This window comes from Billgrantia sp. C5P2, from assembly GCF_051062895.2.
The window spans coordinates 4,712,014-4,737,553 of sequence record NZ_CM128542.1 but is presented as its reverse complement, the minus strand read 5'-3'; the positions used below and the strand labels follow the sequence as shown (position 1 = coordinate 4,737,553).

General features: G+C 63.5%; 24 protein-coding genes. 21 read left to right on the top strand and 3 right to left on the bottom strand.

Annotated elements, in window-relative coordinates:
- Positions 1-366 precede the first annotated feature (366 nt).
- From mnmG to mgtE, 14 genes are all read left to right on the top strand, one after another.
- Positions 367-2,262, top strand: a complete 1,896-nt coding sequence (gene mnmG / locus ACRWQA_RS22060) for a tRNA uridine-5-carboxymethylaminomethyl(34) synthesis enzyme MnmG (RefSeq protein ID WP_434232599.1) — start codon at positions 367-369, stop codon at positions 2,260-2,262.
- A complete protein-coding gene (gene rsmG, locus ACRWQA_RS22055) occupies positions 2,259-2,924 on the top strand; it encodes a 16S rRNA (guanine(527)-N(7))-methyltransferase RsmG (RefSeq protein WP_434232596.1) in 666 nt (221 codons plus the stop codon). Before mnmG ends, rsmG begins: the two co-directional genes overlap by 4 nt.
- 28 nt (positions 2,925-2,952) lie before the next feature.
- Positions 2,953-3,723 carry a ParA family protein gene (locus ACRWQA_RS22050; RefSeq protein WP_263581841.1) on the top strand — a complete coding sequence of 257 codons (771 nt, stop codon included), beginning with the start codon at positions 2,953-2,955 and terminating at the stop codon, positions 3,721-3,723.
- A gap of 53 nt (positions 3,724-3,776) precedes the next feature.
- Entirely contained in the window at positions 3,777-4,694 is a 918-nt protein-coding gene (locus ACRWQA_RS22045) for a ParB/RepB/Spo0J family partition protein (protein ID WP_434232594.1), read from the top strand.
- Positions 4,695-4,880: 186 nt separating this feature from the next.
- A complete protein-coding gene (locus ACRWQA_RS22040; RefSeq protein WP_412031185.1) occupies positions 4,881-5,288 on the top strand; it encodes an ATP synthase subunit I in 408 nt (135 codons plus the stop codon).
- Between the two features lie 7 nt (positions 5,289-5,295).
- Positions 5,296-6,123, top strand: coding sequence for a F0F1 ATP synthase subunit A (gene atpB / locus ACRWQA_RS22035; protein WP_263581838.1), 828 nt, complete (start codon positions 5,296-5,298; stop codon positions 6,121-6,123).
- A gap of 66 nt (positions 6,124-6,189) precedes the next feature.
- Entirely contained in the window at positions 6,190-6,417 is a 228-nt protein-coding gene (gene atpE / locus ACRWQA_RS22030) for a F0F1 ATP synthase subunit C (protein WP_111415139.1), read from the top strand.
- A gap of 73 nt (positions 6,418-6,490) precedes the next feature.
- On the top strand, positions 6,491-6,961 hold the full coding sequence (locus ACRWQA_RS22025) for a F0F1 ATP synthase subunit B (protein ID WP_167112954.1): 471 nt from the start codon (positions 6,491-6,493) through the stop codon (positions 6,959-6,961).
- 11 nt (positions 6,962-6,972) lie between these two features.
- Positions 6,973-7,509, top strand: a complete 537-nt coding sequence (locus ACRWQA_RS22020) for a F0F1 ATP synthase subunit delta (RefSeq protein WP_263581837.1) — start codon at positions 6,973-6,975, stop codon at positions 7,507-7,509.
- A gap of 16 nt (positions 7,510-7,525) precedes the next feature.
- Positions 7,526-9,070: a F0F1 ATP synthase subunit alpha gene (gene atpA / locus ACRWQA_RS22015; protein WP_263581836.1), complete on the top strand. Its 1,545-nt coding sequence runs from the start codon at positions 7,526-7,528 to the stop codon at positions 9,068-9,070.
- 68 nt (positions 9,071-9,138) lie between these two features.
- The gene (gene atpG / locus ACRWQA_RS22010; protein ID WP_263581835.1) at positions 9,139-10,023 is read left to right on the top strand and encodes a F0F1 ATP synthase subunit gamma; all 885 of its coding nucleotides are present in this window, start codon (positions 9,139-9,141) and stop codon (positions 10,021-10,023) included.
- A 68-nt stretch (positions 10,024-10,091) separates the two neighbouring features.
- Positions 10,092-11,468 carry a F0F1 ATP synthase subunit beta gene (gene atpD, locus ACRWQA_RS22005; protein ID WP_263581834.1) on the top strand — a complete coding sequence of 459 codons (1,377 nt, stop codon included), beginning with the start codon at positions 10,092-10,094 and terminating at the stop codon, positions 11,466-11,468.
- Positions 11,469-11,492: 24 nt separating this feature from the next.
- Positions 11,493-11,921 (top strand): F0F1 ATP synthase subunit epsilon, encoded by a 429-nt coding sequence (locus ACRWQA_RS22000; RefSeq protein ID WP_167112943.1) that lies wholly within the window; start codon positions 11,493-11,495, stop codon positions 11,919-11,921.
- A gap of 157 nt (positions 11,922-12,078) precedes the next feature.
- Entirely contained in the window at positions 12,079-13,452 is a 1,374-nt protein-coding gene (mgtE, locus tag ACRWQA_RS21995) for a magnesium transporter (protein WP_434228960.1), read from the top strand.
- 31 nt (positions 13,453-13,483) lie between these two features.
- Here mgtE and ACRWQA_RS21990 read toward each other — a convergent pair whose 3' ends face one another.
- Complete coding sequence (locus tag ACRWQA_RS21990; protein ID WP_263581832.1) at positions 13,484-14,653, bottom strand: cation diffusion facilitator family transporter; 1,170 nt, start codon at positions 14,651-14,653, stop codon at positions 13,484-13,486.
- Positions 14,654-14,959: 306 nt separating this feature from the next.
- Here ACRWQA_RS21990 and ACRWQA_RS21985 point away from each other — a divergent pair, with 306 nt between their 5' ends.
- From ACRWQA_RS21985 to ACRWQA_RS21965, 5 genes are all read left to right on the top strand, one after another.
- Positions 14,960-15,775 (top strand): undecaprenyl-diphosphate phosphatase, encoded by an 816-nt coding sequence (locus ACRWQA_RS21985; protein ID WP_434228962.1) that lies wholly within the window; start codon positions 14,960-14,962, stop codon positions 15,773-15,775.
- 33 nt (positions 15,776-15,808) lie between these two features.
- The gene (locus tag ACRWQA_RS21980) at positions 15,809-16,879 is read left to right on the top strand and encodes an FAD:protein FMN transferase (protein ID WP_263581830.1); all 1,071 of its coding nucleotides are present in this window, start codon (positions 15,809-15,811) and stop codon (positions 16,877-16,879) included.
- Positions 16,880-16,981: 102 nt separating this feature from the next.
- The gene (glmU, locus tag ACRWQA_RS21975; RefSeq protein ID WP_263584038.1) at positions 16,982-18,349 is read left to right on the top strand and encodes a bifunctional UDP-N-acetylglucosamine diphosphorylase/glucosamine-1-phosphate N-acetyltransferase GlmU; all 1,368 of its coding nucleotides are present in this window, start codon (positions 16,982-16,984) and stop codon (positions 18,347-18,349) included.
- Positions 18,350-18,368: 19 nt separating this feature from the next.
- Entirely contained in the window at positions 18,369-20,204 is a 1,836-nt protein-coding gene (gene glmS, locus ACRWQA_RS21970) for a glutamine--fructose-6-phosphate transaminase (isomerizing) (RefSeq protein WP_263581829.1), read from the top strand.
- A 129-nt stretch (positions 20,205-20,333) separates the two neighbouring features.
- Positions 20,334-22,043 carry a DUF945 family protein gene (locus tag ACRWQA_RS21965; RefSeq protein WP_318153160.1) on the top strand — a complete coding sequence of 570 codons (1,710 nt, stop codon included), beginning with the start codon at positions 20,334-20,336 and terminating at the stop codon, positions 22,041-22,043.
- A gap of 32 nt (positions 22,044-22,075) precedes the next feature.
- Here ACRWQA_RS21965 and ACRWQA_RS21960 read toward each other — a convergent pair whose 3' ends face one another.
- The gene (locus ACRWQA_RS21960) at positions 22,076-22,678 is read right to left on the bottom strand and encodes a phosphatase PAP2 family protein (RefSeq protein ID WP_263581827.1); all 603 of its coding nucleotides are present in this window, start codon (positions 22,676-22,678) and stop codon (positions 22,076-22,078) included.
- 103 nt (positions 22,679-22,781) lie between these two features.
- On the opposite strand from ACRWQA_RS21960, the gene ACRWQA_RS21955 reads away from it, so the two are divergent.
- Together ACRWQA_RS21955 and ACRWQA_RS21950 are read left to right on the top strand one after the other, a co-directional pair.
- Positions 22,782-23,648 (top strand): DUF72 domain-containing protein, encoded by an 867-nt coding sequence (locus ACRWQA_RS21955; protein WP_263581826.1) that lies wholly within the window; start codon positions 22,782-22,784, stop codon positions 23,646-23,648.
- 130 nt (positions 23,649-23,778) lie between these two features.
- The gene (locus ACRWQA_RS21950; protein ID WP_263581825.1) at positions 23,779-25,125 is read left to right on the top strand and encodes a sodium-dependent transporter; all 1,347 of its coding nucleotides are present in this window, start codon (positions 23,779-23,781) and stop codon (positions 25,123-25,125) included.
- Between the two features lie 83 nt (positions 25,126-25,208).
- On the opposite strand, the gene ACRWQA_RS21945 is transcribed toward ACRWQA_RS21950, so the two are convergent.
- Positions 25,209-25,409, bottom strand: coding sequence for a PA3496 family putative envelope integrity protein (locus ACRWQA_RS21945; protein ID WP_263581824.1), 201 nt, complete (start codon positions 25,407-25,409; stop codon positions 25,209-25,211).
- Positions 25,410-25,540: the final 131 nt, after the last annotated feature.

Below are 25,540 nucleotides of genomic sequence, written 5' to 3'. Positions count from 1 at the left end.
ACGGTAGGCGGCGGTGGAAAAGGGGTGGAGCATTCACGCTGTGGAAAACGATGGCTTTCATCCACAGGCTCGACACCGGTCGCCCTCAGCTCGTCACCCTCTTCCAAGCGTAGAAGTCAACAACGTAACTTCTTGTTCCAAAAAATCTATTTCAGGTTATCCCCGGTTTTTGTCCACACTAGTAGTTACAACCACTACAGAACTTCTCTCTTTTAATCATTCTGTTTTGTTTAGTCTGGTGGAATGGAGGGCCGGCTGACGAACCCGGTGTGGAAAACCCCTGACGGTTACCCACAGGCGGTTTATACTGGCAGGCTGTTTTTCGCCCCCTTTGGAAATCCGCGCGCAAGCGCAACGAGGTGCACCTTGAAGTATCCCGACCGCTTTGACGTCATCGTCATCGGCGGCGGCCATGCGGGAACCGAAGCCGCTCTGGCCTCCGCCCGCATGGGCTGTCAGACCCTGTTGCTGACCCACAACATCGAGACTCTCGGGCAGATGTCCTGCAATCCCGCCATTGGCGGCATCGGCAAGAGCCATCTGGTCAAGGAGATCGATGCCATGGGCGGTGCCATGGGCCTGGCCACCGACCTGGGTGGGATCCAGTTTCGCGTGCTCAACGCACGCAAGGGCCCGGCAGTGCGAGCCACCCGAGCCCAGGCCGATCGTGTCCGCTACAAGGCCGCCATCCGCGGCATGCTCGAGAATCAGGCCAACCTGACGATCTTCCAGCAGGCCGCCGGCGATCTGCTGGTGGACAACGACACCGTGCGCGGTGTGATCACCGAGAGCGGCATCCGCTTGCTGGCCGAGACGGTGGTGCTGTGTACCGGAACCTTCCTTGGCGGGGTGATCCACATCGGCCTCGAACAGAGCCGCGGCGGTCGCGCCGGCGATCCGCCCTCCAATGCCCTGGCGGAGCGTCTGCGCGCGCTGCCGTTCCGGGTCGACCGGCTCAAGACCGGGACGCCGCCGCGGCTGGATGCCAGGAGTGTGGATTTCTCGCTGCTCGAGGAGCAGCCGGGCGACACCCCGACACCGGTGATGTCCTTCCTGGGTCGGCGCGACATGCATCCGCGCCAGGTGAGCTGCCACATCGCCCACACCAACGAGCGTAGCCACGAGATCATCTTCGCCAACCTCGACCGCTCGCCGATGTACTCCGGCGTGATCGAGGGTGTCGGGCCGCGTTACTGCCCGTCGATCGAAGACAAGGTGCACCGCTTCGCCGACAAGGCGAGCCACCAGGTCTTCATCGAGCCCGAGGGGCTCGATACCCACGAGCTCTACCCCAACGGCATCTCCACTTCGCTGCCCTTCGACGTGCAGCTCCAGGTGGTGCGCTCGATCAAGGGACTCGAGAATGCGCATATCACCCGGCCCGGTTATGCCATCGAGTACGATTTCTTCGATCCGCGCGACCTCAAGCACTCGCTGGAAACCAAATTCATCCACAACCTGTTTTTCGCCGGGCAGATCAATGGCACCACTGGCTACGAGGAAGCCGGTGCCCAGGGGCTGCTCGCCGGGCTCAACGCCGCGCGCCGCGCCAAGGGGCTCGAGGCCTGGTGGCCGCGCCGCGACGAGGCCTACCTCGGCGTGCTGGTCGACGACCTGATCACCCTGGGCACCAAGGAGCCCTACCGCATGTTCACCTCGCGCGCCGAGTACCGGCTGCTGCTGCGCGAGGACAACGCCGACCTGCGCCTGACCGAAGCCGGCCGCAAGCTTGGCCTGATCGACGACATGCGCTGGGCGGCGTTCAGCGAGAAGCGCGAGGCGATCGAGCGCGAGAGCGCTCGGCTCAAGGCCAGTTGGATCCAGCCCGGCAGTGCCGCGGCGGCTTCCCTCGAAGCGAAGATCGGCAAGCCGCTCTCCCGCGAGTACAGCCTGCTCGACCTGCTCAAGCGGCCCGAGCTCGGCTACGGTGACGTGGCGCACCTCACCGGCGAGCCGGTCGGGGACGAGGCGGTCGCCGAACAGGTGCAGATCCAGGCCAAGTACCAGGGCTACATCGACCGTCAGCAGGACGAGATCGACAAGCTCAAGCGCCACGAGGCGACGCCGTTGCCGACCGATCTCGACTATGGCCGGGTCGAGGGCCTCTCCCACGAGATTCGCCAGAAGCTCGCCGAGGCTCGCCCCGAAACCCTGGCCCAGGCATCGCGGATCTCCGGCGTGACCCCGGCGGCAGTGTCGATCCTGCTGATTCACCTGAAGAAGCGCCGTCTGCTCGACGACACACGGGTGGCCAACGGATGAGCGACGCCATCACGCCTCAGGTGGAATCGCGTCTCGACGAAGGGTTGGCTTCACTGGGCATCGGCATCGATGGAGAACAACGCGAGCGGCTGCTGCGTCTGGTCGAGCTGTTGCACAAGTGGAACCGCGCCTATAACCTCACCGCGATACGCTCACCGGAAGAAATGGTGGCCAGGCACCTGCTCGACAGCGCGGCGGTCTTGCCTTTCGTCGGCGAGGAACCGCTGCTCGACGTGGGGGCCGGGCCGGGGCTGCCGGGGCTGGTGCTGGCGATCCTGCAGCCGCGCTTGGCGGTCACGCTGCTCGATAGCAACGGCAAGAAAGTCCGCTTCCAGCGTCAGGCGGTAATGGAGCTAGGGCTCGGCAACGCCACGCCCGTGCAGGCCCGGGTCGAGGCCTTCGAGCCACCGGCGGGCGGCTATGTACAGGTGATTTCGCGGGCCTTCGCCAGTCTGGCCGATTTCGTGCAGTTGACCGAGCATCTGCTGGCGGAAGGCGGGCACTGGCTGGCCATGAAGGGGCCGGCCGCCGACGAAGAGATGGCCGTCCTGAATGCCGGGCTGACCATACGCGAGCGCCATGTGCTCGCCGTGCCGTTCACCGCGGGGGAGCGTCAGCTGTTGATCGTCGAGCGAACCGATTCCAACCCAGGCCGCCTGTGAGCGTGCCTTCGACGCAAGGAAGTCGCCCGTGACCCAAATCATCGCCTTGACCAACCAGAAGGGCGGCGTGGGCAAGACCACTACCGCCGTCAACCTGGCCGCCAGCCTCGCCGCCCTGGATCGCCGCGTACTGCTGGTCGATCTCGACCCCCAGGGGCATGCCACCATGGGCAGCGGCATCGACAAGCATGCGCTCGATGGCAGCGTGCTCGATTTGCTGCTGGGTGAGAAGAGCGCTCCCGAGGTGATGCTCGACTGTCCCGCCGCCGGCTATTCGTTGCTGCCTGGCAACGGCGACCTAACCGCCGCCGAGGTGGAGCTGCTGGACCGGGCCGAAGGTCGCGAGCGCAGCCTGACCGAGGCCCTGGGTAGCGTCGCTGGCGAGTACGACGTGGTGCTGATCGACTGTCCGCCCTCGCTCAACATGCTCACCGTCAATGCCCTGACCGCTGCCAACGGCGTGCTGATCCCGCTGCAGTGCGAGTTCTACGCCCTGGAGGGGCTCTCGGCGCTACTCGACACCGTTGAGCAGATCAAGGACAGCGTGAACCCGAACCTGGCAATCTATGGCATCCTGCGCACCATGTTCGATAGCCGCAACAGTCTGACCCGGGACATATCCAAGCAGCTGCGCGACTACTTCGGCGAGGCGCTGCTCAAGACCACGATCCCGCGCAACGTGCGGGTCGCCGAGGCGCCGAGCCACGGCCTTCCGGTGACCAAGTATGCGCGCTTCTCGCGTGGCAGCCAGGCCCACCGGGTACTGGCCAAGGAACTGATTCGTCGCCTGTCGCTGTAGCGTGGCAGGCGCAACCGCCTGTCGTGATCGATTTTCGTGATGAGGGAATGCTGATGACGCGTAAACGCGCCCTGGGCCGAGGCCTGGATGCCCTGATCGGTGCTGGCGCCCGTCGCCGCGAGAATCTCGAACTGCCCGAGGTGGATGCCCGGCTCGGCGAGACGAGCGAGCCGGCCGAAGCCTCCCATGCCGCCGAGGAGCGACTCGAGCGCCTGCCGTTGGGCCAGCTCTGCCGCGGCAAGTACCAGCCGCGCCGAGACATCCAGCCCGAGGCGCTGGAGGAGCTCGCCGATTCGATCCGTGCCCAGGGTGTGATGCAGCCCATCGTGGTGCGTCCCATCGGCGAGGCCCGCTACGAGATCATTGCCGGCGAGCGTCGCTGGCGCGCCGCCCAGTTGGCCGAGCTCGACACCATCCCGGCGGTGATTCGCGAGGTCACCGACGAGGTCGCCCTGGCGCTGGCACTGATCGAGAACATCCAGCGCGAGAACCTCAACCCGGTCGAAGAGGCGATGGCGCTCAAGCGCCTGCTCGAGGAGTTCGAACTCACCCAGCAGCAAGTCGCCGATGCCGTGGGCAAGTCACGCGCCCAGGTCGCCAACCTGCTGCGCCTGCTGGCGCTCGATCCCGAGGTGCAGACCCTGCTCGAACGCGGCGACCTGGACATGGGACATGCCCGCGCCTTGCTCGCCCTCTCCGGGGCCAAGCAGCGTCGCGCGGCCCATGAGGTGGTCAACAAGGACCTCACCGTGCGCGATACCGAGGCGCTGGTGAAACGCCTGGCCCAGGGCGAGGTGAAAAAGACCGAGAGTACACCCGGCAGTCCCGACGTTGCGCGCCTGGAGACCAAGCTTGGCGAACTCCTGGGCGCCTCGGTGAGGATCCAGCACGGTCGTGGCGGCAAGGGCAGGCTGACGATACGCTACTCCAGCCTGGACGAGCTCGACGGTATTCTCGAGCACATTCGCTGACGCCGAGCGGTGTCGACAATCATTGCTTCTTTGGTCGCAAACCTGCACCATTCGCGGGCGAAAAGCGCGCAGTCTGGTTGAACAGGCCAAGGGGCTTCCCTATAATCCGCCGTTGTTTGCCTGGACGACACGCCAGGTTCAGATGGCCCTCATGCCACCGTTCAGGTGGCGCTGGACTGTCGACAGATGCACAGACACCCGAGTCGCAAGCGCGAGCGTATCAATACCACTCGTCTCATCGGGTGGCAGGGCGCAGCGGTCATGTCTGTCACGGCTATCGGTGCGGGGATAGCCGGAACCGAAGGTGCGCTGTCTGCGCTGATGGGTGGGCTGGTGGGTCTGATCCCCTCCCTCTATTTCGCCTGGCGCATCGGCTTGGTACGCGGAGGCAGGCAAGCGGGTCGCTTCGTCTCGAATCTGTACCGGGCCGAGGCAGGAAAGTTCGGTTTGACGGTGGCACTGTTGGCCGCGGTGTTCGCGGCAGCGCCCCCCTCAAACCCGATTTTCTTCTTTGTCGCATACGTGGCGGTTCTGTTCACGCATTGGCTCGCGCCCTGGTTCAAGCGTGGAAGACCGGCTCCTGAATCGAGGTAATGACAGTATGGCAGCAGGTAACGAAGTTACGGCAGCGTCCTATATCCAGCATCACCTCCAGAACCTGACCTTCGGGCGCCACCCCGAGAATGGCTGGTCGATCGCCCACTCCGCCGAGGAAGCTCGTGAAATGGGCTTCTGGGCCATCCATCTTGATACCATGGGCTGGTCCATCGCCATGGGCCTGCTGTTCATCTGGTTGTTCCGCAAGGCCGGCAAGATCGCCACCACCGGCGTGCCAGGCGGGTTGCAGAACGCCGTCGAGATGGTCATCGAATTCATCGAGGGCCTGGTGCGCTCCGCCTTCCACGGCAAGAACCCCATTATCGCGCCGCTGGCACTGACGCTGTTCGTGTGGATCCTGCTCATGAACACGCTGAAGATCATTCCGGTCGATTACTTTCCGGAGCTGTTCATACGCCTTGGCGTCGACTACATGAAGATCGTACCCACGACCGACGTCAACGCTACCTTGGGCATGGCGCTGGGCGTGTTCATGCTGATTCTCTTCTACAGCTTCAAGGTCAAGGGAGTCGGCGGCTTCGCCCGCGAACTCTCGCTGACACCGTTCAACCACTGGCTGCTGATCCCGTTCAACCTGGTTCTCGAAATCGTGAGCCTGGTCGTCAAGCCCTTCAGTCTGGCCATGCGACTGTTCGGCAACATGTTCGCCGGTGAAGTCATCTTCATTCTGATTGCCCTGCTGCCTTTCTGGGCCATCTGGCTGCTCGACGTGCCGTGGGCCATCTTCCACATCCTGGTGATCACTCTCCAGGCCTTCATCTTTACCATGCTCACCGTGGTCTATCTCAGCGCCGCGCACGAGCACCACTGAAACGAGCAACTTGCAGTTCTCTAACCCTAAACCCTTGAAAGTCAACTTGAAAACTAGGAGCACACAATGGATTACATTTACCTCGCCGCTTCCCTCATGATCGGTCTGGGCGCTCTGGGTACCGGTATCGGCTTCGCCATCCTCGGCGGCAAGCTGCTCGAATCCACCGCTCGCCAGCCCGAGCTTGGCGACCAGCTGCAGACCAAGACCTTCCTGATGGCCGGTCTGCTCGACGCCGTACCGATGATCGGTGTAGGTATCGCGATGTACCTGATCTTCGTCGTCGCCGGTTAACGACGCTGCCGAGCGCTGAAGCGCTCGGTTTGCTCGTTTCCGGTCGCCACGAACCTGTCAGAGGTACATACCCGTGAATATCAACATGACGCTTATCGGACAAACGATCGCCTTCGCGATTTTTGTCTGGTTCTGTATCAAGTATGTGTGGCCGCCGATCAGCACCGCGCTTCACGAGCGCCAGAAGAGGATCGCCGAAGGTCTCGATGCGGCCAGCCGGGCGTCCCGTGACCTCGAGCTTGCTCAGGAGCAGGCGTCCCAGACGCTGCGTGAGAGCAAGGAGCAGGCTTCGCAGATTCTCGAGCAGGCCAACAAGCGCTCGGCGCAGATGGTCGAGGAGGCCCGCGTGCAGGCTCGTGCCGAAGGTGAGCGCCTGATCGCCAGCGCGCGTGCCGAGATCGATCAGGAAATCCAGCGTGCCAAGGACGAGCTGCGGGCTCAGGTCTCCAGTCTCGCCGTGGTCGGTGCCGAGCGCGTCCTGGAAGCCTCCGTCGACGAGAAGGCGCATCGCAAGCTGCTCGACAAGCTTGCTGCCGAACTGTGAGGAGGTGATCCATGGCGGAACTCTCTACCGTCGCGCGACCCTACGCTAGAGCGGCATTCGAACACGCACGCGATAAACAGGCGCTGGACGGCTGGTCCGAATGGCTCGACAAGCTGGGCCAGGCCGTCGCCGTACGCGACGTGCAGAAGCTACTGTCCAGCCCGCGCTTCTCGCCCGAGCGCAAGGTGGCCATGCTCATCGAGCTGACCGAGGTCAAGCTCGACGACTCGGCAAAGGCCTTCCTCGACATGCTGGGCGAAAAGGGCCGGTTGACGGCGCTTCCCGCGATCGCCGAGCGGTTCGCATATCTGCGCGCCGAGCATGACCAGCGCATCGAGGTCACCGTCGTCTCGGCCTATGCGCTCGATGACACGCAGCAGAACAAGCTCGCCGGCGCGCTCAAGAAGCGGCTGAATCGCGAAATCTCCATTACCACTCAGGTGGATCCGAAGCTTATCGGAGGCGTCGTCCTGCACGCCGGCGATACCGTCATCGACGGATCGGTGCGCGGTCGATTGAACCGCCTCTCCGAAGCTCTTACCGCTTGAGTCTGAGGGACATGGCATGCAGCAACTGAATCCTTCCGAGATCAGCGACATCATCAAACAGCGTATCGAAAAGCTGGATGTCGCATCCGAAGCCCGCAATCAGGGCACCATCGTCAGTGTCTCCGACGGCATCGTGCGTATTCACGGCCTCGAGGACGCGATGTTCGGTGAAATGATCGAATTTCCCGGCAGCATCTACGGCATGGTGCTCAACCTCGAGCGCGACTCCGTGGGCGCCGTGGTGTTGGGCGACTACCTGCAGCTCGAAGAGGGCATGACCGCCAGCTGTACCGGTCGTATCCTCGAGGTGCCGGTGGGTCCCGAGCTGATCGGCCGCGTGGTCGACCCGCTGGGCAACCCCATCGACGGCAAGGGTGACATCGACGCCAAGTTGACCGACGCGGTGGAAAAGGTCGCCCCGGGCGTCATCACCCGTCAGTCGGTGGACCAGCCGATCCAGACCGGTCTCAAGTCGATCGACGCCATGGTGCCGATCGGCCGCGGTCAGCGTGAGCTGATCATCGGCGACCGCCAGATCGGTAAGTCCGCCATCGCCGTCGATGCCATCATCAACCAGAAGGGCAAGGGCGTCACCTGTATCTACGTGGCCATCGGTCAGAAGCAGTCGACCATTGCCAACGTGGTGCGCAAGCTCGAAGAGCACGGTGCCATGGAGCACACCATCGTGGTCGCCGCCGGCGCCGCCGACCCGGCCCCGATGCAGTTCCTGGCACCCTACGCCGGTTGCACCATGGGCGAGTACTTCCGTGACCGCGGCCAGGACGCCCTGATCGTCTATGACGACCTGACCAAGCAGGCCTGGGCCTACCGTCAGGTGTCCTTGCTGCTGCGTCGTCCGCCGGGCCGCGAAGCCTACCCGGGTGACGTCTTCTATCTCCACTCGCGTCTGCTCGAGCGTGCCGCTCGCGTCAACGTCGATTACGTCGAGAAGTTCACCAACGGTGAAGTGACCGGCAAGACCGGCTCGCTGACTGCGCTGCCGATCATCGAGACCCAGGGCGGCGACGTTTCGGCGTTCGTTCCGACCAACGTGATCTCGATCACCGACGGCCAGATCTTCCTCGAGACCGACCTGTTCAATGCGGGTGTCCGTCCGGCCATCAACGCCGGTCTGTCGGTATCCCGCGTGGGTGGTGCGGCCCAGACCAAGATCATCAAGAAGCTCGGCGGCGGTGTGCGTCTGGCTCTCGCCCAGTACCGCGAGCTGGCGGCCTTCTCCCAGTTCGCTTCCGACCTGGACGAAGCCACCCGCAAGCAGCTGGAGCACGGTCAGCGCGTCACCGAGCTGATGAAGCAGAAGCAGTATTCGCCGCTGTCGGTGGCCGAGATGGGCGTGACGCTGTACGCCGCCAACGAAGGCTTCCTGGATGACGTCGATGTCAGCAAGGTGCTGGACTTCGAGCGTGCCCTGCACGACTACATGAGGTCCGAGCACGCCGAGCTGCTCGACAAGATCAACCAGACCGGCGACTACAGCGACGAGATCCAGCAAGGGCTGAAGCAGGGTCTCGAGCAGTTCAAGGCCACTCAGAGCTGGTAAATCCGCCGGCCCGCCCGTCAGGGCGGGCCATGGACATCTTCTGAGGGCCACGAACGAGGTAGATCGCTATGGCAGCTGCAAAAGAGATACGCACCCAGATCGGGAGCATCAAGAATACGCAGAAGATCACCAGCGCCATGGAAATGGTCGCTGCGTCGAAGATGCGTAAAGCACAAGATCTGATGAGGGCCAGCCAGCCTTATGCCCGGCAGATCCGCAACGTGGCCAGCCACCTTGCCGACGCCAACCCCGAGTACAAGCACGACTACATGGTCGAGCGCGACGAGGTGAAGCGGGTCGGTTACATCGTGGTGTCCACCGACCGCGGCCTGTGCGGCGGTCTGAACGTCAACCTGTTCAAGGCCGTGGTCAAGAGCGCCGTGGCGTGGCGCAGCGAGGGCGCGGAGCTCGACTTCTGCGCTCTGGGCAGCAAGGCCGGCGGTTTCTTCCGCAACTATGGTGGCAACCTGGTCGCGGCCAAGAGCGGGTTGGGCGAATCGCCCGAGATGGAGGATCTGATCGGTAGCGTCAAGGTGATGCTGGATGCCTACGACGAGGGCCGAGTGGACCGCCTCTACGTGGTGTACAACGAGTTCGTCAACACCATGACGCAAAGGCCGGTGGTTCGCCAGTTGCTGCCGCTCGCTCCCGATATGGGAACCGATGCGGACGATGAGGACAACAAGCGTCCCGGTAGCTGGGACTACCTGTATGAGCCGGATGCCAAGGCGCTGTTGGATAGCCTGCTGATTCGTTTCATCGAATCCCAGGTGTATCAGGCGGTGGTCGAGAACGGGGCCTGCGAACAGGCGGCCCGGATGATCGCCATGAAGAACGCCACCGACAACGCCGGCGGCCTGATCGACGATCTGGAGATGGTGTACAACAAGGCCCGTCAGGCCGCCATCACCCAGGAGATTTCCGAGATCGTCGGCGGCGCCGCTGCCGTATAGCGCCTCGGGAGCGCAGCGAGCGCTCCCGGCACACAGGTTTCATTTGCAGGTTTTTGAGAGGAACCAAGATGAGCGGACGTATCGTACAAATCATCGGCGCGGTGATTGACGTAGAGTTTCCGCGGGACGATGTTCCCAAGGTCTACGACGCGCTGAAGGTCTCGACTGCCGAGACCGTGCTGGAAACCCAGCAGCAGTTGGGCGACGGCGTGGTGCGTACCATCGCCATGGGCTCCACCGAGGGCCTCAAGCGTGGTATGGAGGTCGCCAACACTGGTGCCGCCATCTCCGTGCCCGTGGGCAAGGAGACGCTGGGTCGTATCATGAACGTGCTCGGCGAGCCGATCGACGAAGCGGGTGAGATCGGTGAGCAGGAGCGGATGCCGATCCACCGCAAGCCCCCGACCTATGCCGAGCAGGCGGCTTCCAACGAGCTGCTCGAGACCGGCATCAAGGTCATCGACTTGGTCTGCCCGTTCGCCAAGGGCGGCAAGGTCGGCCTGTTCGGCGGCGCCGGGGTGGGCAAGACGGTCAACATGATGGAGCTGATCCGCAACATCGCCACCGAGCACAGCGGTTACTCCGTGTTCGCCGGTGTGGGTGAGCGGACGCGTGAGGGTAACGACTTCTTTCACGAGATGACCGAATCCAACGTTATCGACAAGGTATCGCTGGTCTACGGTCAGATGAACGAGCCGCCGGGCAACCGTCTGCGCGTGGCATTGACCGGCCTGACCATCGCCGAGAAGTTCCGCGATGAAGGCCGCGACGTGCTGCTGTTCGTCGACAACATCTACCGTTATACCCTGGCCGGCACCGAGGTCTCCGCACTGCTGGGCCGTATGCCCTCTGCGGTGGGCTATCAGCCGACCCTGGCCGAGGAGATGGGCGTTCTGCAGGAGCGTATCACCTCCACCAAGACCGGCTCGATCACCTCCGTCCAGGCCGTCTACGTGCCCGCGGACGACCTGACCGACCCGTCGCCGGCAACCACCTTCTCGCACCTGGACGCCACCGTGGTACTGGCGCGCTCCATCGCCGAGCTGGGTATCTATCCGGCCATCGATCCGCTGGACTCCACCTCGCGTCAGCTGGATCCGCTGGTGGTCGGCGAGGAGCACTACAACACCGCTCGCGGTGTGCAGAACGTGCTGCAGCGCTACAAGGAGCTCAAGGACATCATCGCGATCCTGGGCATGGACGAGCTGTCCGATGAGGACAAGCTGGCCGTGTCACGGGCGCGTAAGATCCAGCGCTTCCTGTCGCAGCCGTTCTTCGTTGCCGAAGTCTTCACCGGTTCTCCGGGCAAGTACGTGTCGCTGAAGGACACCATCCGCGGCTTCCAGGGCATCCTCGACGGCGAGTACGACAACCTGCCCGAGCAGGCCTTCTACATGGTGGGCAGCATCGACGAAGCCGTCGAGAAAGCCAACCAGATGAAGTAATCCCGTCCACTGGGGGACTTCGCTATGGCGAAAAGCTTCACATGCAACATCGTCAGCGCCGAGGCCTCGATCTTCTCCGGTGAGGTCGAGCAGATCGTGGCTTCGGGCATCATGGGCGACCTGGGCATCCTGCCCGGGCACGCCCCGCTGCTGACCGAGCTGCAGCCAGGCCCCGTTCGTGTCATCCACGATGGCGGGCAGGAAGAGAACTACTACGTGTCAGGCGGCTTCCTCGAAGTGCAGCCGGACGTGGTGACCGTGCTGGCCGATTCGGCCGCGCGGGCAAGTGATCTCGACGAGGCTGCTGCCGAGGAGGCCCGCCAGCATGCGCTGCGTGCCTTCAACGAGAAGTCGGCGGAGATGGACTACACCCGCGCTGCCGCCGAACTCGCGGAAGCCGTGGCCCAGCTGCGCACGATCCAGCAATTGCGCAAGAAGGGTGGCAAGGGCTGAATCCAGCCTGTATGCCACGAAACGCCCCCCGAACACTGTTCGGGGGGCGTTTTCGTCTCTGTTATCATGAGCGAACTGGTATCGGGAGAGTCCCAGCCCATACTCATGCCGCCATGCCGTGATGACTCTTCCCTCTGCGTGGCCCCAGGAGAACGCCATGTCGTTGAGCGAACAGCTGCAGGAACACAAGGAAACCCTGATCCTCGCCGTCGAGCAGGATGATCGCGAACGCCTCGACCAATGGCTGCCGGAACTGCGTGCCGCGGATCTCTCCGAGATACTCGAGGAGATGGCCGAGGAGGACGACGATCTCCCCACCGTCCTCAAACTACTCGACTGCCTGCCGCTGGAACGCCGCGCCAACGTCCTGGGTTACCTTGCGGGTGAGGTCCAGGTTGACGTTGCCGAAGCCATGTCCGACGAACTGCTGCTCTCGGTGCTGGAAGAGATGGGCTCGGACGAACGGGCCGACCTGTTCAACCTGCTCGGTGAGGATCGTCAGGAAGTGCTGCTGAGGCGAATGGCACGCCAGGAGCGCGAGGATCTCAAGCGCCTGGCCAGTTATGAGGAGGGCACTGCCGGGGCGATCATGACTTCGGACTACGTCGCCATCCCCAGCGGTATGACCGTCTCCCAGGCGATGATGCGGGTACGGCAGACCGCACCCGACGCAGAGACGGTCTACCAGCTTTACATCATCGATCCGGAAGGCAAGCTGGCCGGTACGCTGTCGCTGCGCCAGCTGATGGTGGCCCGCCCAGGCGCACAGGTCGATGACCTGATGATCAAGGACGTGATCAGCGTGTCGGTGGACGAGGCGCAGGAGGAGGTCGCTCGCCTGGTGGCCCGTTATGACATGCTGGCCGTGCCGGTCATCGACCACGACGAGCGTCTGATCGGCATCGTCACCCACGACGATGCCATGGACGTGGCCGAGGAGGAGGCCACCGAGGATTTCCACAAGGGGATGTCCATCGGCCAGCTCGAAGATGGCGTCAGCCGGGTGCCGCTCTGGAGCCTCTACCGCAAGCGCGTGACCTGGCTGGTACTGCTGGTGTTCGCCAACCTCTTCTCCGGTGCCGGCATCGCCTACTTCGAGGACACCATTGCGGCCCAGGTGGCGCTGGTGTTCTTCCTGCCGCTGCTGATCGGCAGCGGCGGCAACGCCGGCGCTCAGGCCGCCACGCTCACGGTCCGCGGTATGGCCACCGGCGACGTCGGCGTCAAGGACTGGGGCAAGTTGCTCGGCCGCGAGCTGCTGGTGGCCGGCTCCCTGGGGCTGACCATGGCGCTGGCAGTGGCGCCCATCGGCGTGATGCGCGGCGGCGAGGCCGTGGCCATGATAGTTGCCGCCAGCATGGTCACCATCGTGCTGTTCGGCAGCCTGCTGGGCATGTGCCTGCCGTTCGTGCTCAACCGCGTCGGCTGGGACCCGGCGACCGCCTCGGCGCCGCTGGTGACCACGGTGATCGACGCCTGCGGGGTGCTGATCTACTTCTCCATCGCCACCGCGGTACTGACCGGACTTTGACACGAATCGGAACTACGCGATGGGGGTCGGCCTAACGGGGGCTCGCGGCGCGGGTAATGTACAGCACCTCGACATGGCCCAGCCACTCGATATCGCTGGCTTGGGCCTTCAGCTGGCTGGCGAGGCATTGGGGCGGCTGATGGACCGTGTCATCGATGATCAGTGACACGGAGACCTTGCCGTCCAGGTAGTGGAGCTGCAGGTCGGTCAGGTTGCGCCAGGCCGGGTGAGAGTTCCAGCGCGCGTCCAGGGCGGCGACCACTGCCGGCCTCAGCGGGAGACCCGGGAAGCGGCTGGGATCGCCTTCCCCTGCGTCATCCTCGGGGTCGATATGAAAGGTCACGTCGGTGAGGGCCGGGAAGGAATGGCGCAGGCGACGGCTCACTTCGTTGCCGATCTCGTGCGCCTCGGACACGCTCACCATGGGACCCACCACGATGTGTAGATCGACCATGACCCAGCCGGCCGACTGCCGCGTTCGCAGGTCGTGCACGCTGTCCACGCCCGGCACGCCACAGGCTACCTCATACATACGTTGCTGGGCGTCCGCGGGCAGGGCGGTGTCGACCAGCTCGCGCGCCGACTCCCACAGCAGATCCCAGCCCACCTTGCCCACCAGCAGGCCGACGATCACCGCGGCCACGGCGTCGAGCCAGCCGATACCGAATTGGGCGCCCAGCAGTGCAATCAGAACCACGGCCGTGGAGAGCACGTCGGAGCGCGAGTGCCAGGCATTCGCCTCGAGCAGCTTCGACTTCACCCTCCTGGCGACGCGCATGGTGTAGTGGAACAGGGCTTCCTTGACGAGCAGGGCGGCCAGCGCCAGCAGCATGGCCCAGATGCCCGGGGCGGGGGCCTGGGTGTCGCCGAACAGGCGTTGCAGGCTCGACCAGGCGATGGCACCGGCGACGAAGATGAGCACGCTGCCCAGCAGCAGGGTAGCCAGCGTTTCGATGCGGCCGTGGCCATAGTGATGGTCCTGGTCCGGCCCCTGGCGACCGTAGTGGGTCGCCGCCAGCACGAAGCCGTCGGTCACCAGGTCGGAAAAGGAGTGAATGCCGTCGGCGATCAGGGCCGTCGACCCGACCAGGCTGCCGACGACGACCTTGACACAACCCAGCAGGCCATCCAGCCAGGCTGCCACACAGGTGGCGCGCTTGGCGTCGCGGTTGTTCACGGCCAGGTCAGGGGTGGCGATCATGCTGCGGTGGCTCCGTATCGCGCTGGCACCGGGCTGGATTCCCGGCCCGCTCATGGGTTCGGTGAAAGCGAACGATTCTCTTTCATTCTCGCACTCCCGCCGGTTCAGTTGAAGCTGGACCGGCGGGCTCAGCACTGGAACCGTGACGCCGATCGACATTCATCGGGCGGCTGAAGACCAGGTGTCGGCGATGCGCAACACAGGAGGTAGCCGAACAGAATTGTAACGAGACGCGGCGGACAAGCGGCAAGGGGACGTGTATCCTCTTCGCGTCCTGCCGTGCGTTGGCTAACAGGAGAGCGCCATATGGATTGGCTTCAAGTCGTCGTTCTGTCGGTGGTCCAGGGCCTGACCGAATTCCTGCCCATCTCGAGTTCGGCCCACTTGATTCTGGTGCCCGTGCTGACCGGCTGGAACGACCAGGGGTTGGTCTTCGACGTTGCGGTGCATCTGGGTAGCCTGCTGGCGGTGGTGTTCTACTTCCGCCACGACCTGCAGCGCATGGCGGTGAGCTGGATCGGTTCGCTGGGTGGAGTGATGCGGCGCCAAGGTACGAATCTCGATCCCGATGCCCGACTGGCCTGGTGGGTGCTGCTGGCCACCATTCCGGTGTGCGTAGTGGGCCTCGCCCTGCATGACGTGATCGAAGTTGGCATGCGTTCCCCTCTCCTGATCGCGGTAGGGCTGATTGGCTTCGGCCTGCTGCTCAGCTATGCCGACTGGCGAAAGCGAGAGGGCCGCAACGAGTACCAGCTCATGCTGCGCGACGCCATGATCATCGGTCTTGCCCAAGCACTGGCACTGATTCCCGGCACGTCGCGCTCCGGCATCACCATTACCGCGGCACTGCTGCTGGGCATGAGCCGCGAGGGCGCGGCGCGCTTCTCTTTTTTGCTGTCGATTCCGGTGATTGTCCTGGCATCAGGGCTGGAGATCGTCAGCCTGATGCAGGCAACGAATGACATCGACTGGCAAGCCTTGTCGGTTGGAGTGGTCCTGTCGGGGCTGAGCGCCTATCTCTGCATCCACTACTTCATCGCCTTCATCAAACGGATCGGCATGCAGCCCTTCGTTGTCTATCGCATCGTGCTCGGGCTATGGCTGCTGTGGATCTTCTGGTAGCCATGAACCACTCTATCGAGGAGTCCTGTTACCATGAACTCTGTCCTGCGTCCCGTGGTGGCCTTCGCGCTGTGCCTGGTGCTGCTGCTCGCCGGCTGCTCCGAGAACGACCGCCCGCTGGATGCGCCGGTTCGCCTGGAGGGGGGGATCTTCGGTTCTTTCTACCAGGTGACCGTTGCCGACAGCCTGACCCAGGGCCAGGCGCGTGAACTGGAGGAGGGCCTGCTCGACGTGCTCGAGCAGGTGGATGCATCCATGTCGATCTATCGTGACGACTCGGAGCTGATGGCTTTCAACCAGGCGCCGCTCGAGGAGTGGCAGCCGCTCTCCAACGAGCTGATCGAGGTATTGGCGATCAGCCAATCGGTGGCCGAGGCGAGCAACGGCGCCTTCGACGTGACCATCGGCGGGCTGGTCAACCTGTGGAGCTTCGGCTCCGAGGCGCGTCCGAAGGAGGTTCCCGATGACGAGACCCTGCAGGCGCGCCTGGCCGAGGTCGGGCCCGACAGTATCGAGATCGACGAGAATGCCATGCAGGCGCGACGCCTGCGCGACGTGTTCATCAATCTCGGTGGCGTGGCCAAGGGTCACGCCACCGATCGGGTCGCCGCCTACCTCGACGCCGAGGGCATCGAGCACTACCTGGTCAACCTGGGTGGCGACCTGATCGCACGCGGCTATCGCGATGGCGACGGTGAGCCGTGGCGCATCGGCATCGAGGCGCCGCTCGACGATCGTCAGGAGGCTACTCATATCGTGTCTCTGCATGATATGTCTGTTGCCACTTCCGGCGACTATCGCAACTACTTCGAAGAGAATGGAAAGCGTTTCTCGCACACCATCGACCCGCGTACCGGCCGTCCCATCGAGCATCGGGTGGCATCGGTGACGGTGGCCCACCCCTCCAATGCCTGGGCCGATGCCTGGGCCACGGCAATGAATGTGCTGGGTGACGAGGAAGGTCTGGTGCTGGCACGGGAACAGAACCTGAAGGTGCTGCTGCTGGTACGTGAAGGTGAAGGCTGGAGCAGTGTGGCGAGTCCCGCCTTTGCCGATTTCCTGGGCGGGGAACTGAGCGATGAGTTGGGCCTGGAAGTACGCTGAGCGCCGCGTTGAGAACGGTGCGAGCGAAGCTCATTATGTGAGGACAGGCGAGATGCCGGGCCCCGATGAACTGGAGCCGATCGAATGGACAAGGAGTCTTCGATGACCCTGGATGTGGTAATTCTGGCAGCCGGACAGGGCACGCGGATGCGTTCGACCCTGCCCAAGGTGCTGCATCGCCTGGCCGGTAAGCCGATGGTGCGCCATGTACTCGACACCGCACGAGAGCTCGAGGCGGATCGCCTGCACGTGGTGGTCGGCCATGGCGCCGAGCGGGTGCGCGAGGCGCTCTGCGACTATTCGGTGCGCTTTGCGCTTCAGGCCGAACAGAAGGGTACCGGCCATGCGGTGGCTCAGGCCCTTGATGGCCTGGGTGACGGCAAGGTGCTGGTGCTGTATGGCGACGTGCCGCTGATCCGTCGTGAGACCTTGGCTGCCCTGCTGAGTGAAGTGAACGAGTCACGCATGGGGCTGCTTACCGTGACCCTGGACGATCCGAGCGGCTATGGTCGCATCGTGCGCAACGAGAGCGGCGAGGCGGTGGCCATCGTCGAACAGAAGGATGCCAGCGAGAACGAGCTGGCGATCCGCGAATGCAATACCGGCATCATGGCCATGACCGCATCCCAACTGAAGCGCTGGCTGCCGCGGCTTTCCGCCGACAACGCCCAGGGCGAGTATTACCTGACCGACGTCATCGCCATGGCCGCCGCCGAGGGTGTCGCCATCGCCACTGCCCAGCCTGCCGATGCGCTGGAGGTGGAAGGGGTCAACAACCGGTTACAGATGGCCCGGCTGGAGCGCGCCCACCAGATGCACATCGCCGAGCAGCTCATGGTCCAGGGGGTGGCGCTGCTCGACCCGTCACGTATCGACGTGCGTGGGCGCCTGAGCTGCGGGCACGACGTCGAGATCGATGTCGGCTGCGTGTTCGAGGGCGAAGTGGAATTGGGTGAAGGCGTGCGTATCGGGCCCCACTGTGTCGTGCGGGACAGCCATATCGGTGCCGAAAGCGTCATCGAGCCCCACAGCGTGATCGAGGGCGCCGTGGCGGCCGGACGCAACCGTATCGGCCCCTTTGCCCGACTGCGTCCCGGCACCCGCCTGGCGGTGGGCGCGAAGGTGGGCAACTTCGTCGAGACCAAGAACGCCGAAGTGGGCGAGGGCAGCAAGATCAACCACCTCAGCTATGTGGGCGATGCCCGGCTGGGACGCGACGTCAACGTCGGCGCCGGAACCATCACCTGCAACTACGACGGTGCCAACAAGCATCGCACCGAAATCGGCGATGACGCCTTCATTGGCTCCAACACCGCCCTGGTGGCGCCGGTCAGTGTCGGCCGTGGCGCCACGGTCGGTGCCGGCTCGACCATCAGCAAGGACGTACCCGACAACGCCCTGGCCGTCTCCCGTGGGCGCCAGATCGGCAAGACCGACTGGGTGCGGCCGGCCAAGAAGACCCGAGACTAAGCAAGCGCGAGGAATCGTCATGTGTGGAATCGTTGGTGCCGTTGCCGAGCGCAACGTGGAAGGCATCCTGCTCGAGGGGCTCAGGCGGCTGGAATACCGCGGCTACGACTCGGCCGGCATGGCCGTGCTCACCAGTGGCGGTGAGCTTCGCCGCCGCCGGGCGCTGGGCAAGGTGGCCGCTCTCGAGGCCATGCTCGAGGAAGCCGCCCTGCCGGGCCGCTGTGGCATTGCCCATACCCGTTGGGCTACTCACGGCAAGCCCAGCGAGGACAATGCCCACCCGCACCAATCGGGCGATCGGCTGGCGCTGGTGCACAACGGCATCATCGAGAACCACGAGCCGCTGCGGCGGGAGCTGGAGGCAGCCGGCTATACCTTCTCCTCGCAAACCGATACCGAGGTGGTGGCCCATCTGCTGGAGCAGGAGTACCGGCGCGGCGACGGGCTGCTGGCCGCCGTGCAGCGGGGCCTGGCACGTCTCGAAGGCGCCTATGCCTTGGCGGTGGTGCACGCCGACGAGCCCGATGTCATCGTCGGCGCGCGCAAGGGCAGCCCCCTGGTGGTGGGGGTGGGCATCGATGAGGCCTTCCTCGGCTCGGACCCGCTGGCGCTGCTACAGGTCACCGATCGCTTCATCTATCTCCAGGAAGGCGACGTGGTGCGGCTCGCCGCCGGCGCTCGCGTCGAGATCCTCGACGCCAAGGGACACGCCGTGCAGCGCCCGGTGCAGACCTTCGAACACGGGGACGGCGTCGCCAGCAAGGGCGAGTATCGCCACTTCATGCTGAAAGAGATCTTCGAACAGCCAGCGGTCATCGCGGCGGCCCTCGAAGGGCGGCTGGGCGAACGCTCGGTGCCGGCCGAATGCTTCGGCCCCGATGCCGAGGCGCTGTTCGAGCGGGTCGAGCAGATGCATATCGTGGCCTGCGGTACCAGCTATCACGCCGGGCTGGTGGCGCGCTACTGGCTCGAGCGCTATGCCGGTATACCCGTGCAGGTGGAGGTGGCTTCGGAGTATCGCTATCGCACCGTGGTGGTGCCTCAGAACACCCTGTTCGTCACCCTGTCGCAGTCCGGCGAGACCGCCGATACCCTGGCGGCGCTGCGCTTCGCCCGTGAGCAGGGCTACCTCGGCAGTCTGGCGATCTGCAACGTGCCGGGCAGCTCCCTGGTGCGGGAGTCGGACCTGACCCTGATGACCCATGCCGGCCCTGAGATCGGCGTCGCTTCTACCAAGGCCTTTACCACCCAGCTCACCGCCCTGATGCTGCTGACCCTGGCCGTGGGGCGGGTCAAGGGGCTCGCCGCCGAGACCCAGGCCGACGTTGTGGCCGGGCTGCGAGCCCTGCCACAGCTGGTGAGTCGCGTACTGGAGCTGGATGGCGACATCGAGGCGTTGTCGACGGCTTTCGCCGAGAAGCACCATGCGCTGTTTCTCGGTCGCGGCGCGCATTACCCGATAGCCCTGGAGGGGGCCCTCAAGCTCAAGGAGATCTCCTACATCCACGCCGAGGCCTATCCCGCCGGGGAACTCAAGCACGGGCCGCTGGCCCTGGTCGACAGCGAGATGCCGGTCGTTTCCGTCGCCCCCAACGATGAGCTGCTCGACAAGCTGAAGTCCAACCTTCAGGAAGTGAAGGCAAGGGGCGGCGAGCTCTTCGTATTTGCCGACGAACGAGTCGGTATCACCGAGGAAGAAGGCGTCCGGGTATTGCGGCTACCTCACGTTCACGATGCCCTTGCTCCGATCCTGTACACCGTGCCGCTGCAGCTGTTGAGTTATCACGTGGCGGTACTCAAGGGCACGGACGTCGACCAGCCGCGTAACCTGGCCAAGTCGGTGACGGTGGAATGAAACTAGCGTGAGTAAACTTACTTTTCTCGTTTCCTGTCGTTAAACTTCGTGATTGAAGTCCGGCAGCAATAAGCTTGGCTTATTGCTGCCTAATTTCAATTAAACGAAGAACGAGAAAAGGACATCGACGTGGGGAAAGGACAGAATCAACGGGGAAGCGCCCTGAAGAAATCAGTGGCGGTCATCGTAGGGTTAGCGCTAATCGCAGGCTTGGGAGCCCCCTACTGGATGGGGCGTCAGATAGAGCAGCAGTACGCCGCTCATCTGCAGCAACTAGAGAACTTCGATTATATCCAGATCGAGAACCTGACTTATGAGCGTGATTGGTTCGAAGCACGAGCCAGTTATGAACTCGTTCTCGAGCCGCAATTTGCCCAGGAATACCAGCAGCTTCTTGCCGCCAACATGGCGCTGGAGTTCGACGGGGAGCCGTTGAGGATCGCCGTCGGGGATCGGATCACTCATGGCCCCTTCATGGGCGCCTTGGCCAGTCTCGAAGGGCGAGTCGAGGCCTCGGGCTGGCTGTTCGAGCAGTTGATCAGGCTGGAAGAGGGCTCAGATCTCTCTCGCTACCAGGCAAGGGTCGGCTTCGACCGGGTGGTACAGGGCGAATGGGAGCCCACGGCGATGGCGCTGGTTGCTGGACCGCTGCTCACCGATGCCGGGCTGGATATCCGCTATGAGGCCGATTATCAAGGTGGTGAATTCCGCTATGACCCGGCCCGTGGCGAGTATCGCAGCACCAATCGCCTGGGACAGGCCCGGCTGGTGGAGCCCACCGCCATCCATACCTTCGAGGGTTCCACCTCGAATCTCGTGGCGTCCTTTCCCCAGGGCATGCTGCGTGAAATCTCGTTTCGGACGCACGATGCTCCGATGCTGACGAAAAGCCGCGATCTGCAGCAGGTGAGTGACTCGCGAGTCGAAGGGCAACGCGTCGAGATCAAGCTGCTCTTCGATGAGCAGGGACGTTTCGAGCACTTCACGACGCACTTCGAGCTAGAGGGCTTCGAATCGGAGGAGCCGGCTCTCTACTTGGCCATGGACGGTATCAGTGCCGATATCGACGCATCCCGCCAGGGCGGTAACAGCTGGTATGGCCAACTGGGTATCAGCCTCGATGGGCTGACGGTTCGCGAGCAGCATTCACCGGGCGTGACGGCGCAAAGCGCCAACTTCCGCCTGGGACTGGCGCCGGAATCCGAGGCGCACTTCCAGGTCGCTCAACTGTGGTCGGCCAGCGATCTGCGAATCCAGGGCATGGAGGAGCCGGTCGCGTTTCATGTCGAGTCGAGCTATGGGCAGCTGCCGCGTACGGAATACGACACCCTGTGGAGCCTGATTTACGAAGCCATCGATGTCTTCCAACTGGACGACCCTGAGGTCGTGCTACCCGTTTTCGAGCGCATGGAACACGTCGGAGAGACATTGGTATCAGGCCGCTCTGTTTTCAGCTTCAAGCCGGTGTCGTTCAGTATCGGTGAAGCGAGGGCGGACCTGGAGCTGGAAGCCGACCTCGGCTTCGAGGATTTTGGCACCTTCGACGAGCACCTGTTGCTGGCCCCTGAAAACCGCTTGGACCTGAATGTGAATGCTCCAGCGGTGCTGCTGCACAAAGTTGCCCGGGAGTCGCTGCGTCAGCAATACAGCGGGATGGTTTCGGGCAACGAACTCGATGCGATGGCCAAGGAGCTGGTCGCCGAAAGCTTGCAGCCGATGCTGGAGCTTGGCGTCGTGCGTCGCGACAAGGAGGATCGTTACTCCTTGCACCTGTTGCTTCAGGACGGCCAGTTGCTGATGAACGACGAACCCGGCGATTGGCTGCTGGGGCAGTTCTGAATCCTCAACCCTGTCGCACCGGGGTGGGGCGCTCAGCGCTCCACCCAGCCACGGCGAATCAGCGGGGCGAACAGCAGGTGATAGAGCCGCATGGCCACATGATGGTAGAGCGGCAGGATCAGCCAGGCGCGGCTAGCGCCGACCAGCGTGGCCATGCTTGCGGCTAGCAGCAGGGCACCGAGCATGTCCTGGGGGAAATGCACGCCGAGGAAGATCCGCGCCCAGGCAACCGGAATCGCCAACAGCAGCAGGTAGCGCCCGATGCGTCGGGTGCCGGCATGCAGCAGCAGGCTGAAGGCCATGGTCAGCATGATCGTGGCATGATTGCTGGGAAAGGCCGGGGTAGGCTCGTGTTCCAGGAACGTCTGGCCAAGCGGAATCATGAACGGCCGCGGGCTGGGCCAGAGCTGCCCGATCAGCCAGCTCGCCGTCAGGGCGAGCAGGGTGGCTACGAAGGCCTCGAGTAGGGGACGTTTCAGGCGATCGCTGCCGCGTAGCCAGCCGATGACCAGCAGGGCCGGCACCAGCCAGATCAGGTAAACGGCGAAGACCTCCGCCAGCAGCAGCAGGCGAGGGTCGCTGTCGGGCGCAGCGTTGAGCTGGGCAAACAGGGCAAGATTGAGCGTCGTTTCCATGGACGTTGGCGCAGCGGTAGCGCTTCTTCCTTGAGCAGCATGGGCGAGCCGCTCATGCTGCCACTCGCCGCGCGCCGTTTCCGATTATTTTTGTTACAGGAGCATGACAAGGTTGTCCGGACTGTATCTGGGTTTGCCCATGTGGGCCAACTCCGAGTGGTGTGGCTCCCTTTACCCGCCCTACGCCGGTCAAGAGAGCTGGCTGGCTGACTATGCCCGGGTCTTCTCCGCAGTGGAAGGCAATACGACCTTCTACAGCGGCGCGCCCAGGGCGGAGACGGTGGCAGGCTGGTCGCGCCAAGCCCCTGCCCATTTCCGCTTCTGCTTCAAGTTGCCGGCGACCCTGACCCATGAACAGCGGCTGCAGGGCATCGAAGCGGGTTTCGATGTCTTTCTCGACGCGCTCGCCCCGCTGCGCGATCGCCTGGGCCCGCTACTCGTTCAGCTGCCGCGGGATTTCGGCTTTGCAGAACTGCCCCGTCTCGAGGCGCTGCTCGCACGCTGGCCGACCGACCTTCCCTGTGCCGTAGAGGTTCGTCATCCCGAGTTTTTCCACAAGGGGGCGGCAGAAGTTGCCTTGAACCGCCTGTTGATAACTCACGGCGCCAACCGCGCCATGCTCGACGTCCGCGCCCTGTTCTCGACTCCGGCGGAGGGTAGCCCGGCCCTGGCCCACGCGCAAAATGAAAAGCCAAGATGCCCATTACACGTGCTTTCCACGGGAGAGCAGCCGCTGATTCGCTTCATCGGGCATCTTGACGAGGCCATCAACTGGCATTATTTCCAGCCTTGGGTAAACCAGATCAGGCTGTGGATAAAACAGGGGAAAACCCCTTTTTTGTTTGTGCATACCGCCAACAACCGTCAGGCGCCGCAGTTGGCCAGGCGGCTTTATCAAGCCTTTGCCGACGATGCCGGCCTACTGCCGCTGGGTGACTTCGCCGGGGAACGGCAAACGAGCCTGTTTTGACCCTATCGTTGCTGGCGTTCGAGCGTATGATCGGATAGATTTGCCGGCATTCGAGCCAAAAACCTAGCTATCTGCTGTGTTTTTGCGCTTGAGAAAGATCAACGACCAGACACACAACAATAGGTGAACCATGTCTAAACTCGTACATGCACAATGGTCATCGAAGATGACTTTCGTGCTCGCGGCTGCTGGCTCGGCCGTGGGGCTCGGCAATATCTGGAAGTTTCCCTATATGGTGGGCGAGAGCGGAGGGGCGGCTTTTGTCCTGGTCTATCTGCTTTGCATCGCCGTCATCGGTTTGCCGATCCTGGTAGCAGAGTGGCTGATCGGTCGGCGCGGTCAGGAAAATCCGATCAATGCCATGTCTGAACTCGCGCGCCGGGGCGGACACTTGCCGGCCTGGGTGCTGGTCGGTGTCAGCGGCGTTCTCGGCGCCTTTCTGATCCTCTCCTTTTACAGCGTTATCGGTGGCTGGTCGCTCTCCTACACGCTGGGTTCGATTACCGGTACATTCCGCGGTCAGAACGCTGAAGAAGTCGGTGGCGTCTTCACCGGGATGCTGGCCAGCCCTGGTGCGCTGCTGCTATGGCACACCCTCTTCATGGTGCTGGTCATCGGCATCGTGGCACGCGGCGTGACCAAGGGGCTCGAAGGTGCAGTACGCACCATGATGCCGGCGCTGGTGATCCTGATGCTGGTTCTGGTGGGCTACGGCATGACGACAGGTCACTTCGGTGAGGCGCTCTCCTTCATGTTCCGACCCGACTGGGGCGCCATCAACGGCGAGGTGGTGCTGGCTGCCATGGGGCAAGCCTTCTTCACCCTGTCGCTGGGCATGGGCATCATGATGGCCTACGGCTCCTACCTGGGAGAGGAGGTCAACCTGCTGGGTACCGCCCGGACGGTCATTCTTCTCGATACCGGCATCGCCTTGCTGGCGGGCCTGGCGATCTTCCCCATCGTCTTCGCCAATGGACTGGACCTCGCTTCCGGTCCGGGGCTGATCTTCGTCACGCTGCCGCTGGCCTTCGGCAACATGGCCGGCGGTACCTTGCTCGGCCTGGCTTTCTTTTTGCTGCTGACCTTCGCGGCGCTGACCTCGGCGATCTCGCTGCTGGAACCGGTGGTGGAGTTCGTCGAGGAGCGCACGCCGCTCTCGCGCGTCGTGGCGACCCTGATCAGCGGGGTGGCGGTATGGATACTGGGTATCCTCGCCCTGCTCTCGTTCAATATGCTGGGAGATGTCCTGATTCTGGGGCTCAACATCTTCGACCTGCTGGATACCTTCACCAGCAAGATCCTGCTGCCCCTGACAGGCCTCGGCGCGATCCTGTTCGTTGCCTGGTGCCTGGACCGCAAAAGCGTGGCCGCCGAACTCAATCTCTCCGGTGCCAGCGAGTCGCTGTGGCTCGTGGTGGCACGCTACGTGGCGCCGCTGGGCGTGATCGCGGTGTTCATTCACTCTCTGCTGGGGTGACGCTGCTGGGGTGACGACACCCCCAAGCCCCGCCGGGCGGGGCTTGAGTTGCCTGCCTTAACGGCCGCCTCTGGGCGGCCGTTTCAGTGTTTCTCTTCGTCGGCCAGTTCGGCGATGTCGCGCTCCAACTGCTTGAACTCCTGATGCAGCTCGATACCGCGTCGGGCGCGCAGGTTGCGCTGGGCGGCGCTGCGGGAGCGTTTTTCGTGTTCGGCCACGTTGATGCTCATGAAGATGTCGAGAAGTTCGTTCTTGACGGAAGTGACCCGTTCGACCTTACTCATGATCGACTCTCCCTTCTTCTTCTGTGTCTTATCTTCTCTCGTGCAGCAAGACCAAATCACAGCATCTTTACTATACCCTACTTGACAGTTTCATGACGAAGTGGGCCATTTCACGCTTTCACGGAAATTCC